At 66.9% G+C, this 15,490-nt stretch carries 12 protein-coding genes; 4 read left to right on the top strand and 8 right to left on the bottom strand.

The genetic code is table 11. The annotated features are described in order from the left end of the window. Position 1 precedes the first annotated feature (1 nt). From ribD to glyA, 3 genes are read right to left on the bottom strand one after another with little or no spacing between them, the layout of a single operon-like run. Complete coding sequence (gene ribD, locus AC16HO_RS08410) at positions 2 to 1,105, bottom strand: bifunctional diaminohydroxyphosphoribosylaminopyrimidine deaminase/5-amino-6-(5-phosphoribosylamino)uracil reductase RibD (RefSeq protein ID WP_484335377.1); 1,104 nt, start codon at positions 1,103 to 1,105, stop codon at positions 2 to 4. Then, positions 1,105 to 1,632, bottom strand: a complete 528-nt coding sequence (gene nrdR, locus AC16HO_RS08405; protein ID WP_395641617.1) for a transcriptional regulator NrdR — start codon at positions 1,630 to 1,632, stop codon at positions 1,105 to 1,107. The genes ribD and nrdR overlap by 1 nt, the downstream gene beginning before the upstream one ends. Before the next feature lie 5 nt (positions 1,633 to 1,637). After that, positions 1,638 to 2,891, bottom strand: coding sequence for a serine hydroxymethyltransferase (glyA, locus tag AC16HO_RS08400; protein WP_395641616.1), 1,254 nt, complete (start codon positions 2,889 to 2,891; stop codon positions 1,638 to 1,640). 131 nt (positions 2,892 to 3,022) lie between these two features. Between glyA and AC16HO_RS08395 the strand changes: the two genes are divergently transcribed. From AC16HO_RS08395 to AC16HO_RS08380, 4 genes are all read left to right on the top strand, one after another. Further along, the gene (locus AC16HO_RS08395) at positions 3,023 to 4,870 is read left to right on the top strand and encodes an O-linked N-acetylglucosamine transferase, SPINDLY family protein (protein WP_395641615.1); all 1,848 of its coding nucleotides are present in this window, start codon (positions 3,023 to 3,025) and stop codon (positions 4,868 to 4,870) included. Positions 4,871 to 5,046: 176 nt separating this feature from the next. Next, positions 5,047 to 6,708 (top strand): energy-dependent translational throttle protein EttA, encoded by a 1,662-nt coding sequence (gene ettA / locus AC16HO_RS08390; protein WP_395641614.1) that lies wholly within the window; start codon positions 5,047 to 5,049, stop codon positions 6,706 to 6,708. Positions 6,709 to 6,819: 111 nt separating this feature from the next. Continuing rightward, positions 6,820 to 7,659: an orotidine-5'-phosphate decarboxylase gene (gene pyrF / locus AC16HO_RS08385; RefSeq protein ID WP_395641613.1), complete on the top strand. Its 840-nt coding sequence runs from the start codon at positions 6,820 to 6,822 to the stop codon at positions 7,657 to 7,659. 4 nt (positions 7,660 to 7,663) lie between these two features. Further along, positions 7,664 to 9,556, top strand: a complete 1,893-nt coding sequence (locus tag AC16HO_RS08380; RefSeq protein WP_395641612.1) for a glycosyltransferase — start codon at positions 7,664 to 7,666, stop codon at positions 9,554 to 9,556. Here AC16HO_RS08380 and AC16HO_RS08375 read toward each other — a convergent pair. The 5 genes from AC16HO_RS08375 to AC16HO_RS08355 are packed head-to-tail and all read right to left on the bottom strand — an operon-like array spanning position 9,503 to position 15,359. Then, positions 9,503 to 10,441, bottom strand: coding sequence for a glycosyltransferase family 2 protein (locus AC16HO_RS08375; protein ID WP_395641611.1), 939 nt, complete (start codon positions 10,439 to 10,441; stop codon positions 9,503 to 9,505). The genes AC16HO_RS08380 and AC16HO_RS08375 overlap by 54 nt on opposite strands. A gap of 11 nt (positions 10,442 to 10,452) precedes the next feature. Then, positions 10,453 to 12,309: a hypothetical protein gene (locus tag AC16HO_RS08370; protein ID WP_395641610.1), complete on the bottom strand. Its 1,857-nt coding sequence runs from the start codon at positions 12,307 to 12,309 to the stop codon at positions 10,453 to 10,455. 51 nt (positions 12,310 to 12,360) lie between these two features. Then, the gene (locus tag AC16HO_RS08365) at positions 12,361 to 13,254 is read right to left on the bottom strand and encodes a class I SAM-dependent methyltransferase (RefSeq protein WP_395641609.1); all 894 of its coding nucleotides are present in this window, start codon (positions 13,252 to 13,254) and stop codon (positions 12,361 to 12,363) included. Positions 13,255 to 13,263: 9 nt separating this feature from the next. Further along, positions 13,264 to 14,526: an ABC transporter ATP-binding protein gene (locus AC16HO_RS08360; protein ID WP_395641608.1), complete on the bottom strand. Its 1,263-nt coding sequence runs from the start codon at positions 14,524 to 14,526 to the stop codon at positions 13,264 to 13,266. Continuing rightward, the gene (locus AC16HO_RS08355) at positions 14,523 to 15,359 is read right to left on the bottom strand and encodes an ABC transporter permease (RefSeq protein ID WP_484335376.1); all 837 of its coding nucleotides are present in this window, start codon (positions 15,357 to 15,359) and stop codon (positions 14,523 to 14,525) included. The genes AC16HO_RS08360 and AC16HO_RS08355 overlap by 4 nt, the downstream gene beginning before the upstream one ends. Positions 15,360 to 15,490 lie beyond the last annotated feature (131 nt).

Below are 15,490 nucleotides of genomic sequence, written 5' to 3'. Positions count from 1 at the left end.
TCTACCCCCGATACAGAAGACGCGCATCGCCGCCAACCTGGCGGCGATCGACGACGCGCCAACGCTGCGCGTCGTCGATCGCCGCAAGATCGGGCAGCGCCAGCAACGGCCGCGCCCTGTCGCCGAGCACGAGCGGCGCGACGTAGACGAGCAGTTCGTCGACGAAGCCACCCTCGAGCAGGGCACCGCACAGCGTCGGTCCGGCTTCCACCTGGATTTCGTTGACGCCGCGCGCGGCAAGGTGCGCGAATACCTGCGCCAGATCGAGGCGGCGGTCGCGTTCATCGACCGGGATCAATTCGGCGCGCGCGAAGCCTTCGTGCTCCGGCTCCGCGCCGGCGGCATGAAACACCAGCGTCGGTGCGCTGTCGTCGAGCACGCGGGCTGCGTGCGGCGTGCGCAATTCGCGATCGAGCACGACACGCATCGGTGCAACGAATTTTGGTTCTGCCGGAGGCCACCGCACGGTCAGCCGCGGATCGTCGGCAAGCACGGTGCCGCTGCCGGTGAGAATCGCGGACGAACGCGCACGCCAGCGCTGCACGTCCGCGCGCGCGGCCTCGCCGGTGATCCATTTCGACTCGCCGCTCGCAAGCGCGGTACGACCGTCGAGGCTCATCGCCAGCTTGACACGCAGCCACGGCCGCCCGCGCTCGACACGCGAGAAAAACCCACGATTCAATTCGCGCGCCGCCTCGCGCATCAATCCCGACTCAACCACGATGCCGGCGGCGCGCATGCGTTCGACGGCACCGCCGTCGCGCTGGAACGCGTCTTCGCTCGCGATCACGATGCGTGCGATACCGGCCGCGATCAATGCATCCGCACACGGTGGCGTGCGCCCGTGCAGGCCGCAGGGCTCGAGCGTGACATACGCCGTCGCGCCGTGCGCGCGCCCTCCCGCCGCACGCAAGGCGAAAACTTCGGCGTGCGCCTCGCCCGCGCGCTCGTGCCAGCCTTCGCCGACGATTTCCGCGGCGCGCGCGATCACGCAGCCGACACGCGGGTTCGGCTGCGTCGTGTACAGGCCGCGTTCGGCCAGACGCAGTGCGCGCGCCATATGCGCGTGGTCGACGGCGGAGAAGGCGACAACCGCGGCGGACATCAGCGCTTCTTGTTCTTCTCGATCGGCACGACCACATCGCCGAGCAGCGGCAGCTGCAGGCCCTCGATTGCCGGCAGGTCGCGCTCGAGCTTCTCGATCTCCTCGCGAAACGCCTGCACGTCCTCGAAGCTGCGGTAGATCGAGGCGAAACGCACGAAGGCGACCTGATCAAGCTTCTTCAGCGCACGCATGACGAGTTCGCCGATGTGCCGCGACGGCACTTCGCGCTCGCCGTGCTTGCGCAAGTCGTCGATCACCGTACGCACCGCGGCATCGACCAGGTCGCGCGCCACCGGCCGCTTGTGCAGCGCCAGGTCGAAGCTGGTGCGCAGCTTGCGCTCGTCGAACGTCTCGCGGCGACCGTCGTTCTTGATCACGCCGGGCAGCTTGATCTCGGCGGTCTCGAACGTGTTGAAACGCTCGCCGCAACGCTCGCACTCGCGCCGGCGCCGGATCGTGGCGCCATCGTCGGATACGCGCGAGTCGATCACGCGCGTGTCGGAGTGCTGGCAGAACGGGCAGTGCATCTACCTCAGCCGTAAACCGGGAACGCCTTGCACTGCTTCTCGACATTGCCGCGCACGCCCGCGATCACGCGTTCGTCGCCCGGCGCGTCAAGTACGTCGCAGATCCAGTTGGCGAGCGCGATGCATTCGGGTTCCCTGTAGCCGCGCGTGGTCACCGCCGGCGTGCCGATGCGCAGGCCCGAAGTGACGAACGGCTTCTGCGGATCGTTCGGCACGGCATTCTTGTTGACCGTGATGTGCGCCTTGCCGAGCGCGGCTTCGGCGTCCTTGCCGGTGACGCCCTTGCCGATCATGTCGACCAGCATCAGGTGGTTTTCGGTGCCGCCCGAGACGATCTTGTAGCCACGCGCGATGATCGCCCTGGCCATCGCCTGCGCATTCTTCACGACTTGCTGCTGATAGGCCTTGAATTCCGGCTCGAGTGCTTCCTTGAACGCCACCGCCTTGGCCGCGATCACGTGCATGAGCGGGCCGCCCTGGATGCCGGGGAACACGATCGACTGCAGTTTCTTCTCGATCTCCTCGCCCGCGCCCTTGGCGACGATGATGCCGCCGCGCGGGCCGCGCAGCGTCTTGTGCGTGGTCGAGGTGACGACGTGCGCGTGCGGCAGCGGATTCGGATACACGCCCGCGGCGACGAGGCCGGCGACATGCGCCATGTCGACGAACAGCCAGGCGCCGACCTTGTCCGCGATCGCGCGGAAGCGCGCCCAGTCGACGACCTGCGAGTACGCGCTGAAGCCGGCGACGACCATCTTCGGCTTGTGCTCGAGCGCGAGCCTCTCGACCTCGTCGTAATCGATCAGCCCTTTGTCGTTGACGCCGTACTGCATGGCGTCGAACAGCTTGCCCGACACATTGACTTTGGCGCCGTGGGTGAGATGGCCGCCGTGCGCGAGCGACATGCCGAGAATCTTGTCGCCCGGATTGAGCAGGGCGAAGTACACCGCCTGGTTGGCCTGCGAGCCGGAGTGCGGCTGCACGTTGGCGTAGTCGGCGCCGAACAACTGCTTGACGCGCTCAATCGCAAGACGTTCCGCGACGTCGACGTATTCACAACCGCCGTAGTAGCGCTTGCCCGGATAGCCTTCGGCGTACTTGTTGGTCAAAACGCTGCCCTGCGCTTCGAGCACGCGCGGGCTTGCATAGTTCTCCGATGCGATCAGCTCGACGTGGTCTTCCTGGCGCTGCATCTCCGCCGCGATCGCACCGGCCAACTCGGGATCGTAACCCTCGATCTTCAACTCGCGTGAGAACATTGCGCACTCCCATTTCGTGACTTTTTAGTATACCTTGGGCGCCCGGAGCTTGTCGCAGGGATCGCTTGCCGCAGGCCGGCAGATGCGGGAGCGGCCGCGCCCGGTTCCTGCCCCATATCCGGCCGCACGCGATGTCGACATCCGCCCACTCCCAGAACGAAGCCGCGCGCCGATTCGAGCTCGGCAATCGCGCGTACGACGCACGCGATTTCACCACCGCTGCGCACCACTATGCCGATGCGGCGCGTTTGCAGCCGCACGACGGCCAGAGCTGGATCAATCTGGGCCTCAGCCTGCTCCAGGCGAACGATCCCGCGCGCGCGCGCGAAGCACTCGAGCGTGCCGTCGCCCTCGCCCCCGGGCAACTCAAGCCGCTGGCCTTGCTCGCCGCCGCCATGCAACGCAGCGGCGCGGGCGAAGCCGAGCAAATCCCGGTACTCGAGCAGGTGCTGGCGCTGTCTCCCGGCGCGGTCGACATGCGCCTGCAACTCGCCACATCCCAGTTCGGCATCGGCGAATACGGCAAGGCGCACGAGCACCTGAAGCGCGTGCTCGAGCTGGCGCCCGACAACCTGATCGCGCGCTGGCAACGATTGCAGATGCCCGAGGCAATCGTCGCTCGCGACCCTGCGGCGCGCGAGCAATATCTGGCGCGCTGGCGCAGCGGCATGGGATGGTTCGAGGCGCTCGACTGGAGCGATCCGAGGATCGCCGCGCAGGCCGCAGACACGCTGGTCTGCGCGACGAACTTCTATCTCGCCTATCTCGGCCTGCCGCTCGTCGCCGAACAAAAACGCAACGCGGGCGTGCTGCGCAAGCTCGCGCGTGCGGCCTATCCCGCATTGAGCGACCTGGCCGCACGGCCGATCGGCAATCGGCGACGCAAGCTGGCGGTGTTCTCTGCCTCGCTCAACGCGCACTCCGTCAGCCGCATCTGGTCGTCGACACTGCTTGCGCTACCCTCGGACGATTTCGAACTCGCGGCATTTCACCCCGGCACCGTGGAGGATGCGAGCACCGCGAACTGGCGCGCACGCGTCTCCCGCTTCGAGCACGGCCAGCGTTCTCCCGAAGCCTGGATCAACGCGCTGCGCGCATACTCGCCCGACATCGTCCTGTTCCCCGACATCGGCATGGACCGGACCACGCAAGCGGTAGCCGCGCTGCGCCACGCGCCGGTGCAGGTTGCGGCATGGGGGCATCCGGTGACCAGCGGCCTGGAAACGATCGACTATTTTCTCGGCGCGGATGCCTGCGAACCGGACGATGCCGCCACGCATTATTCCGAGCGCCTGATCAGGCTTCCGCACCTGGGCTGTTACCTCGATCCGCCGGCCGCGACCAAGCAACCGGTCCGGCGCGCCGCCAACGACGGAACGTTCCGCTTCGTGTGCGCGCAGAGTGCGGACAAATTGCATCCGGCCCACGATGCGCTGTTCGCCCGCGTACTCCAGGCCAGCGCGCACGCCCGACTCGACATTCTCTGCAACGCCAGGGCAGCGACGACGGTGGACGAACTCGCCGATCGCCTGCGCGCGGAATTGGCGAAGCACGGCGTCGACTTCGACTCGCGCTGTCGCGTCCACGCCAAGCTCGCGGCAACCGAGTATCGACGTTTTCTCGACCACGCGGACGCGTGTCTGGACTCGCTCGACTTTTCCGGCGGAATCACCAGCCTCGATTCGCTGTGGCGCGCCCTGCCGATCGTTACCCTGCCCGGCGCGCTGATGCGCGGCAGGCAGACCTGCGGCATGCTTCGCCTGCTCGGCGTCGGCGAACTGGTCGCGACCGACCGCGACGACTACGTTCGCATCGCGACGCGACTTGCCCAGGATGCCGCCTGGCGCGACGCACTCGCACAGCGGATCGACGCCGCAAAAACCACGCTCTATCGCGACGACGCGGCGGTTGCCGCGCTGGCCGCGTTTCTGCGCACCGTGGAACCGCCCGTCGCGCCGTCGGGCCCTCCGGATTCTTGATATAAACGACGCAATCATGTTTGTCGGACAGGTTCCGGGCTTCGCCGGTCCGCAGCCACGCGCTGCATCGCCGACCGCACCGCACCGAGGTTCCCGTGATCACCAAACGTGCGGCGCCGCCCGCGATTTGGGATAATACGCGGCCCAGCGCTCCATCCCTCATCGAAAAGACTCCCATGCAATACATCTACACCATGATCGGTGTGTCCAAGGTCGTGCCGCCGAAGCGCGAGATCATCAAGGACATTTCGCTTTCGTTCTTCCCCGGCGCCAAGATCGGCCTGCTCGGACTCAACGGCGCGGGCAAGTCGACCGTGCTGCGCATCATGGCCGGCGTCGACAGCGAGTACAACGGCGAGGCACGGCCGCAACCGGGGATCAAGATCGGCTATCTGGCGCAGGAGCCGCAACTCGATCCGGAGAAAACCGTGCGCGAGTCGGTCGAGGAAGGCGTGTCCGACATCACCGATGCACAGGCCAAGCTCGATGCGGTCTATGCCGCCTATGCCGAGGAAGGTGCGGACTTCGACAAGCTCGCCGCCGAGCAACAGCGCCTCGAAGCCATACTCGCCGCCGGCGACGGTCATACGCTCGAGCGCACCCTGGACGTCGCCGCCGATGCGTTGCGCCTGCCGCCATGGGACGTGAAGATCAAGACACTCTCGGGCGGCGAGAAGCGCCGTGTCGCGCTGTGCCGCCTGTTGCTGTCCAAACCCGACATGCTGCTGCTCGACGAGCCGACCAACCATCTCGATGCCGAGTCGGTCGAGTGGCTCGAGCAGTTCCTGCAGAAATTCCCGGGAACGGTCGTCGCGGTGACGCACGATCGCTACTTCCTCGACAACGCGGCCGAGTGGATCCTCGAGCTCGACCGCGGCCGCGGCATTCCGTGGAAAGGCAACTATTCCTCGTGGCTGGAACAGAAGGACGAGCGCCTCAAGCAGGAAGCTTCGAGCGAGAAGGCGCGACAGAAAGCGATCCAGCGCGAACTGGAATGGGCCCGGCAGAACGCCAAGGGCGGGCGCAGCAAAGGCAAGGCGCGTCTGGCGCGCATGGACGAGCTGCAATCGGTCGACTACCAGAAGCGCAACGAGACCAACGAAATCTTCATTCCGCCGGGCGAGCGCCTCGGCGACAACGTGATCGAGTTCAAGGGCGTGTCCAAATCGTTCGGCGAGCGCCTGCTGATCGACGACTTGAGTTTCAAGGTGCCGCCCGGCGCGATCGTCGGCATCATCGGCCCGAACGGCGCCGGCAAATCCACGCTGTTCAAGATGATCACCGGCCAGGAAAAGCCCGACAAGGGCGAGATCATCGAAGGCCAGACGGTGAAGATTGCCTACGTCGACCAGAGCCGCGAAAAACTCGACGGCAAGCACAACGTCTTCCAGGAAGTCTCCGGCGGCTCGGATATCCTCAACATCAACGGCATCGAGATCCAGTCGCGCGCCTACATCGGCCGCTTCAACTTCAAGGGCCCGGACCAGCAGAAGATCGTAGGCACCCTCTCCGGCGGCGAGCGCGGCCGCCTGCATCTGGCGAAGACGCTGTTGCAGGGCGGCAACGTGCTGCTGCTCGACGAGCCGTCCAACGACCTCGACATCGAAACCCTGCGCGCGCTCGAAGATGCGCTGCTCGAATTCCCCGGCAACGCCTTCGTGATCTCGCACGACCGCTGGTTCCTCGACCGCATCGCCACCCACATCCTCGCCTTCGAGGGCGACTCGCACGTCGAGTTCTTCGCCGGCAACTACAAGGAATACGAGGAGGACAAGAAGCGCCGCCTCGGCGAGGAGGCGGCCAAGCCGCACCGGATCAAGTACCGCAAACTGGCGTAAGCGGTGCCGGGACTCGGGACTCGGGACTCGGGACTCGGGACTCGGGACTCGGGACTCGGGACTCGGGACTCGGGACTCGGGACTCGGGAAAAGTCTACACTGCCCATCGAGATGAACTTCGTCGACTCGCTAAAACAAACGTGGCGTCGGAACGACTCGCTCGTTTGCGTCGGCCTCGATCCTGAGCCATCGCGTTTTCCGCCGCTGCTACGTGACCACCCTGACGCGATCTTCGCGTTCTGCCGCGCCATCGTCGACGCCACCGCCGACCTCGTTTGCTGTTTCAAACCGCAGATCGCGCATTTCGCCGCGCTGCGCGCAGAGGATGCGCTGGAGCGGTTGATCGCGCACATCCACGCGAAGCATCCCGGCATCCCGGTGATCCTCGACGCCAAGCGCGGCGACATCGGCTCCACCGCGCAGCATTACGCGAGCGAAGCGTTCGAACGCTACGGCGCCGATGCAGTCACGCTCAATCCGTACCTCGGCCGCGATTCGGTGCAGGCGTTCCTCGATCGCGCGGACAAGGGCGCGATCCTGCTCTGCCACACCTCCAATCCGGGCGCGGCCGATCTGCAGGAACTGAACGTGCGCGGCGCCAACGGCGAGCAACTGCCGCTGTACCAGCACGTCGCCGCAACGATCGCGCGCGACTGGAACGCGAACGGCAACTGCGCCCTCGTCGTCGGTGCGACCTGGCCCGGACAGTTGGCGCAGGTACGCGCGCTGGTCGGCGACATGCCGTTGCTCGTGCCCGGTGTCGGCGCGCAAGGTGGCGATGTCGAGGCGGTGGTGCGCAACGGCGGCACGCGCAACGGCGAGGGGCTGATCATCAGTTCTTCGCGTGCGATCCTCTACGCAAGCAGCGGCGAAGACTTCGCCATTGCCGCGCGCCAGGCCGCGCAATCGCTGCGCGCGGAGGCGAATCGGTATCGCCGCGCCACGAGGTAGTCGCATGACGGTCGCGACTCCACCGCTGGTCTCGATCCTGATCCGCAGCATGGATCGGCCGACGCTGACACGCGCGCTGGATTCCGCCGCGGCGCAAACCTGGCCGAACCTCGAAATTGTCGTCGTCGCGGCCAACGGCGCCGCACATCGGCCGCTGCCCGACGCATGGAAGGGCCGCCCGCTGCGCCTGGTCCGCGCGCAGCCCGAGCGGCGCCTGGCGCGGCCGGATGCGGCCAACGTTGCGCTGCAGGCGGCGCGCGGCAAATGGCTCAACTTCCTCGACGACGACGACGAACTGCTGCCGCAGCATCTCGCCACCCTGCTTGCCGCGCCGCGCGCGCAGGACGAGCGCGTCGTGTTCTCGCGCACGCGCGTCATCGACGCGCAAGGCCGCACGCTGGGCCATGTCAGTCACGCCGGCAACCATGTGCAATTGTATTTCCACAGCCGCGCCACGACCTGCGCACTGCTGTTCCAGCGCAGCCTGGTCGACGAAGGCGTACGTTTCGATCCGGCGTTCGCGGTGCACGAGGATCACGATTTCCAGGTCGGCTGCGCGACGCGCACCCCGTTCCGCTACGTCGACGAGGCCACCTGCCTGTGGCATGCACAGGCCGGCGATTCCGGCTGCGGTTTCGGCGCGAATGCCGATGCAGCGCTGAGAACGGAGCACGTGCTTCGCCTCCGCAGCAAATGGGATGCGGCCTTCCGGCACTGGCTCGGCGACGCCGAGGCCGTGTGGTCCGCGGGCCGCCAATATCTGCAGGGCGGGGATCGTGTCGCCGCGCGAGCCTGTTTCGAGCAGGTTCTCCATCTGCGCCCCGGCGATGCCGCAGCGACGCAGGCGCTCGCCGCCATCGCATCGCAACCGGTGGCGGCGATGTCCGACGCGGCGCCAGCGCAAGCAACGCACAACGATCCAGCGCTGGTTTCGATCCTGATCCGCAGCATGGACCGGCCGACCCTGGAACGCGCGCTCGATTCCGCCGCGGCGCAGACCTGGCCCAATATCGAACTCGTCGTCGTCGCCGCCTGCGGCAGCCGCCATCGCGCGCTGCCGGAAACCTGGAAAGGTCGCCAGCTGCGTCTGGTCTTTCCGCATCCCGACCGCAACCTGCCGCGCCCCGACGCCGCCAATGCCTGCCTCGACGCGGCACGCGGAGCATGGCTCAACTTTCTCGACGACGACGACGAGTTGTTGCCGGCGCATGTCGCAACGCTGCTGTCCGCGCCGCGCACGCCTGCGGCGCGCGTCGTCTATGCGCGCGCGCGCGTGCACGACCAGCACGGCAAGGCGGTGGGCAGCGTCGGCTTCGCGAGCTATCCCGTGCAGTTGTACTACCAGAACCGCTCGCACCCGGCCGCGACCCTGTTCCAGCGCAGCCTGGTCGAGGAAGGCGCGCGCTTCGATCCCGACTTCCCGGTTTACGAGGACCACGATTTTTTCATCAACTGCGCGACGCGCTGCGAATTCCAGTTCGTTGATGCGACCACCTGCATCTGGAACGCTTTCATCGGCGACTCCGGCGCGGGCCACGGCGGCAATTCGGACGACGCCCAGCACGCCTTCTACCACGACAAACTGCATCGCAAGTGGGCGAGCTTTTTCGCACCGCTGCTGGGTCAGCCGGAAACGTTGATCTACGTGGGCCAGCAATACCTGCGCGAAAACGATCCGGAAAAGGCGCTGGCCTATCTCGAACGCGCACTCGTCGCGCGGCCCGACGACATCAACGCGCTCAATCTCGCCGGCATGGCGAACCTGCGCGCCGGCAACTTCGATCGCGCCGAGACATTGCTGATGCAGGCACGGCGGATGCTGCCCGATCACGCCGGAATTCGGTCAAACCTCGACCTGTTGCGCCGCGCGCGCGCGGCGGCGGCGCAGCAGCAGTAACGGCACGCTGGCCGCGAACGCGGCCCAGATCGCGCAGAACACGAGCGCGCGCAACAGCGGATTGCGCGCGGCCGGATCGAACTTGGCGAACCAGCGCCACATGCCGCGACGCTTGTGCCAGGCGACGAACACCGGCCGCTGCCGGCTCGACCCACCCCCGACGTGAACGACGCGCAGTTCGTTGGCGCAGGCCACGCGCCAGCCCGCGTCGCGCACGCGACGGCAGAGGTCGAGGTCTTCGCAATGCAGAAAATAGCCCTGGTCGAATCCGCCGACACGATCGAACGCCACGCGCGGCAGCAGCATCAGCGCGCCGGAAACCGCATCGACCGGTTCGACCGCGGCGCCGTTTTCGTTCGCCGGCATGTCCACGCCGGCAAGCCCCGGCCAGCGTGCGGCGAAGCGCGCAAGCCCCGACGCACTCGACACGGCGCGCTTCAGCAGCGGGTCGTGTCGGCGTGACGCAGGATCGACGCGTCCGTCCGCGCCGGTCTGCAACACTCCGAGCAGACCGATGTGGGGATCGGAATCGAGCACCGCGCGCAGGCGCGCGATGGTGTCGGCTTCGATCAGGCAATCCGGGTTGAGCAGCAGCACGGCATCGCCGCGCGCCTCGGCCGCGCCGAGATTGCAGGCCGTGCCGAAACCGAGGTTTTCCGCATTGCGCAGGATGCGCACCGACGGATTCTGCGCGAAGCGTGCGGCGAGTTGCCCGATGCTGCCATCACGCGAGGCATTGTCGACCACGAGCACCTCGACCGGCGCCGTGCTGCACAGCACGCGCGCGAGGGTGTCGCCGACGTCCGCGCCACTGTCCGCGGTGACGACGACGACGCTGGTGAGGCCGGCGGCACCGGCGCGCGATCGCTCGCAGGGATCGCCCACGGCCGTCTAGGCTACAGCGCACCGAGCAGTTTTTCGCCCTGCTCGGCCGCGTGACGCCACAGCGCCGGCCAATGCTCGAGCGCATCGGCCATGCCGTCCAGTTCGCCGACCAGCGCCTTGGCGCAGCCGGCATCATCGATGTCCTCGGGCCAGTCGCCCAGGCGCGGCGGCGCCTTGGCGAGCAAGGCTTTGGCATTGCTTTCCACGATCGCGCGCGCATCGGCCTGCCAGTACACCGGCGCCTCGGTTGCCGCCTCGATCTGGTGCTGCAGGCGATCGATCAGATCGGCGCGTGCATAGCTGAGGTACTCGCGCAGATTCGACACGCGCTCGGTCGCGCTCGCGCCGGCGAGATCGCGCAGCACGTCGGCGAAGAGCGACAGCCGCTGACCGGGATCGGCCGCCTTGTACAAGCCGAGCTGGCGCTGCACGTAGTCGCGCAGGAACAGGTTGACGCGCGGCGTATAGGCCTGACGCGTGATGTCCGAGCGGATGCGCTGGCTCTCCTGCACATGCGCGACCGCCTCGGGCAACTCGAGCACGACCGCGTCGGGGTGCGCGTAGCGGGTCAACGCGCTCCACAGGCTGTCCTCGCCGCGCCCGACCGGATTCGTGCACGGCAGCAACAGGTTGTTGTCGAACGTGAACGGCGTGAACCCGGTGATTTCCTTGGCATGGGCCTGGGCCACGCCGAACCAGATATGCTGCGCCTCGGTGTTGCGCAGGTAGCTGGCGCGCTCGCGCCATAGTTCCTCGCGGCTGCGGCCCTCGAGCCGGTACAGCCACAGGCCGTTCTCGGTGCGCGCGCTGCCATACGTACCGACCTGGGTGGCGACGACGCGCGACGGTGCCGACAGCAGCTCCAGCCGCGACAGGTTCGCCCCGCGCAGCGCCTGGCGCGACAGCGGATACGCCGCGCGCGTCAGCGCGCCGAGCATCTGCCCGCAGGCGTCGAGATGCAACGCGAACGGATCCTGATCGACGTCCTCGCCATAGCCGAACGCCTCCTCCATGTTGGCCAGGAATGCGGCCTCCATCGGCGGCGACGGGTTCGGATCGAGTCCCGCGCGCAAAAACGGTGGCCGTTTCAGATTCAGGCGCAGGTCGTCGTCGAGCAGCGCGAACCGCGATCCTGCCGAGAGCAGCAGCGCCATGTTCCAGCCGCGGCCACCGCCAAAACGCTGCGTGTTGGCGCTCTTGTCGCGCACAAACAGGTTCTGGATCGTCGCTTTGGCCTGCGGGAACTCGCGCGCGAGCTTGTCGACGATCTTGCTGCGCTCGGCGTGGCCGATGTAGTGCACCTTGCAGCCGGTCGTGCGCGCGAATTCGCGCAGCAGATCGCGCTGTTCGTTGATGCTTGCCTGCAGCACCGAGTCGTCGAGCAGCACGTAGCGGCGACCGGCACGGAAACGGCGCTCGTATTCGGCCAATGAGGTCAACAGGTGGGCAAGCTGCGTCGGCCGGTCACAGGCGCGGATGAACACCGCGCGCATCGGCGCCTGGGCAATCGCGGACGATGCGCTGAGGCGTTCGACGAAGCTGCCGTCGGAGATCAGCAACTGACGCTGCACCAGGCTTTCGAGCACACGCTTCACGTCATCGCGCTTGCCCGCGAGCGCGGGCTGGGTCGACTGGATGCGGGCGACGTGCTCGTCGAGGGTGCGGAATTCGCGGCACTGGTCCATCGCCTGCAGGACCTGGATGGTCATCACGTGCGGCTCGCCCGTGCGCCGGATCTGGAAGATGACCTCCTGGCTCGACAGCGAGGCGACCATGCCGTCTTCGGACGCATAGGTCGGCGCGTTCGGGTCGGTCTTCGGCGCCGCGGCGTTGAGTGGCGGCAGGGTGTAGTTGAATTGATAGCTCAAGGGAATGCCTGGAAGGGAAATGCTGCTGCGCGACCGCAGCCGGAACCGGCGCTAAGGCTTGCCCGCGCCCCGCAGCCGTTCGACCTCGGCGCGCAGGGCTTCGGTCTGCGCTTCGAGTTCGGCGATGCGCCCGCCCGCAGCGATGTTCTTGCGCACTTCATGGTTGTAGTGTGCATACACCGATTCGGCGCGGTCGCCGAACAATGCCAGGCTGGGCAAATCGCCCAATGGCCGGCGCGAGCACACCGCGATGAAATACAAAGGGTCGTATTGCAGCCCGGATTTTAGCAAAGTCGAGCCATCGGCGGCCGCCTCGGCCGTGGTCGCGGCGATGCCGGCAACCTTCGTGCCAGCCTCGTCCAGCGCCCAGATCGCGGACTGGAACAACAGCTTCTGCCCGTACAGGCGCACTTCTGGAAAATGTCTCCCGAGCAGCGCCAGCAGCTCGTCGCGATACAGCTCGCGCACGTGGTACTCGTTGCGGAAGCCGGTGACATCGGAATACGCATGCTTGTCGGGTGAGGAGACGATGAACACGCCGTCCTCGCCCAGCACGCGGGCAAAGCCGGCGACCATGTCCTCCTGCGCGAGGACATGTTCCAGCGTTTCGATCGAAACGACGAGATCGACGCTCGCCGCGGGCAGATCCAGCTGCGTGCAATCGCCTTGCACATAGCGCAGATTCGCCGCGCCGCCGTAGCGCGCCTGCGCATGCGCGACCGCCTGCGCAGACACGTCCAGACCGGTGACCTGCGCGGCGGTGCGCGCGAGCAGGGCGCTGCCGAAGCCCTCGCCGCAGGCCGCGTCGAGTACGCGCTTGCCGTGCGCGAAACCGGCAGCAAAGGCGTAGCGCGCCCAATGCTCGTACCAGATTTCGCGCACGCATTCGGGGGTGAATCGTTCCCCGGTGAACTCCAGGGCCGCAGCGGAGGTTGAGGTCGTCATGGCGGGTGCTCAGGAATCGGAATCGCCGGCATCTCGCGCAGCGTCTGACTTCACCGCCGGACCCCAGCGGTGTTGTAGGCGGACGAGGCCGAACTCACGCGTGCTGCCGCGCACGACGATGCCGCGCTCGATCGTGTCGAACAAGCGTACACCCTCGGTATCCAGCGGATGCGCCTTGACCGTGTACGTTCCGGGCAGCAGGGAGAGATCCGAAAACACGATCTCGGCTACCCAGGTGTGCGCATCGATACGCTGCGGCGCCACGCCGTCCATCTCGCTGCTGACGCCGTACACGGCCGTGCCGTCCGCACGCGCGATGCCGAAGGCGACGGTCGGTTCGCGCCCGTCGCGTGAGCGTACGCGCGCGGTAAGGCACAGCGAGTCGCCCTGGTCGAGGAACAACGACGTTTCCTGCTCCGTCCCATTGACCGCCAGACCGAGCAGGTGGAACTCGACGCCCTGCGCCGCGATGATGCCGCGCTCCGGCCCGGCGGCGGACTTGCGCTCGTGATACGCCAGGTACGCCTGGGTTACGTCGAACACGTCGCCGGCGGCGGCGATCTCCCCCTGGCGCAGCCACAACGCGTGCCGGCACAGCTTCTGTATGTGGTACATGCTGTGCGAGACGAGGATCAGGGTGCCGCCGCTGGCCAGATAGCCCTCCATCCAGCGCACGCACTTCTTCTGGAAGGACTCGTCGCCGACCGCGAGCACCTCGTCGGTGATCAGCAGGTCCGGCTTCAGCGCGGCCACGATGGCGAAACCGAGGCGCACGACCATGCCCGAGGAATAGTGCTTCACCGGCTCGTCGATGTAGCGGCCGATATCGGCGAAGTCGATGATCTGCGGCAGCTTCTCGCGCAGTTCGTCGGCCGCGAGGCCGTACAGCGCCGCCGACATGGCGATGTTGTCGCGACCGGTGTATTCGAGGTGGAAGCCCGCGCCGAGTTCAAGCAGGGCGCCGACCCGGCCGCGCACCTCGACGCTGCCGGTACTCGGAGTCAGCACGCCCGTGAGCAGCTTGAGCAGAGTCGATTTGCCCGCGCCGTTCTCGCCGATCAGGCCGAGCGACTCGCCGCGCGTGACATCGATGTCCACGCCGCGCAGCACCGGCACCGAATCGATGTGGCCGTTGCCGACGAGCAGTTTGGCAAGCGCGCGCAAGCGGTCGCGCGGACGAAACACCTTCGGATAGGACTTGCCCAGATTGCGCGCGACGGCGAGCAAAGAATCATCTTCGCGTCGCGCGTTCGGATCGTTAACCTCGTTCACAGGAAATCCTCGAAACGCGGATCGAGGCGCCGGAACACCGCATAACCGATGGCAAGGATCGCAAGCGCCAGCCCGAGCGCGCCCAGTTGCGCGGCGACGCCGACCGAACCCATGCCGAGCAATTCGGCGCGCAGATATTCGGGATAGAACGTGAATGGATTCCAGTCCAGCCATTGGCGGAACCGTTCGGGCAGGAATTCGCGCGAGTAGAGCACCGGTGCGGTGAACATCATCAGTGGCAGCACCTGACCGAGAACCTGCGAGAGGTCGCGCACGAACACCTGGATCGCGGCGAACAGGTAGCCGAAACCGAGCGCGAGCGCAAACAGCAGCGCGAACGCGAGCAAGGCCAGCGGCAGATGCGCGAGCTGAAGCGGAATGCCGAGCAATTCGACCACGACCACGACCACGATGAAGCCGATGCCGTGGAGCAGGAAGCTCGCGCTGGCCGCGGCCAGGACCAGCACCCCGCGTGGAAACGCAACCTTGCCGATCAATCCCGCGTTGTCCTGGATCGCGGTCGCCGAGCGCATCACCGCTTCGCTGAACGCATTCCAGGGCCACACGCCCAGCGCAAGGAACGGCACGATCGCCGCGGGCGACGCGTCACCGCCGGGCAAGCGCATCTTGAACACGTAGGTCCAGACGAAGCCATAGATCACAAGCTGCATCAACGGCTGCAACAAGGCCCACAGGCCGCCGCTGATGCTGCCTAGGTAGCGGTTGCGCAGCTCGCGACGGATGAAGTGGACCGCGATGGCCCACGATTTTTCCGCTCGGCGCAAACGGGAGTCATCGCGCGTCATGCCGCCGGACTGCCGTCGATCGGCCAAGGTATTTTCGAGCCGCATGCCCGCGTATCACCCGGCCCGCCTTCGCGTCCGCGCGCGCCGGGGTGCGGATGGGCCTTTCCCCTGTGCGCCACCGCTCTGCCGCGCGCGGTGGCGGGTTCGGCGATGACGTC

This window comes from Rudaea sp., from assembly GCF_057139185.1.
The sequence above is the reverse complement of the archived record's forward strand: the minus strand, read 5'-3'. Positions and strand labels throughout refer to the sequence as shown.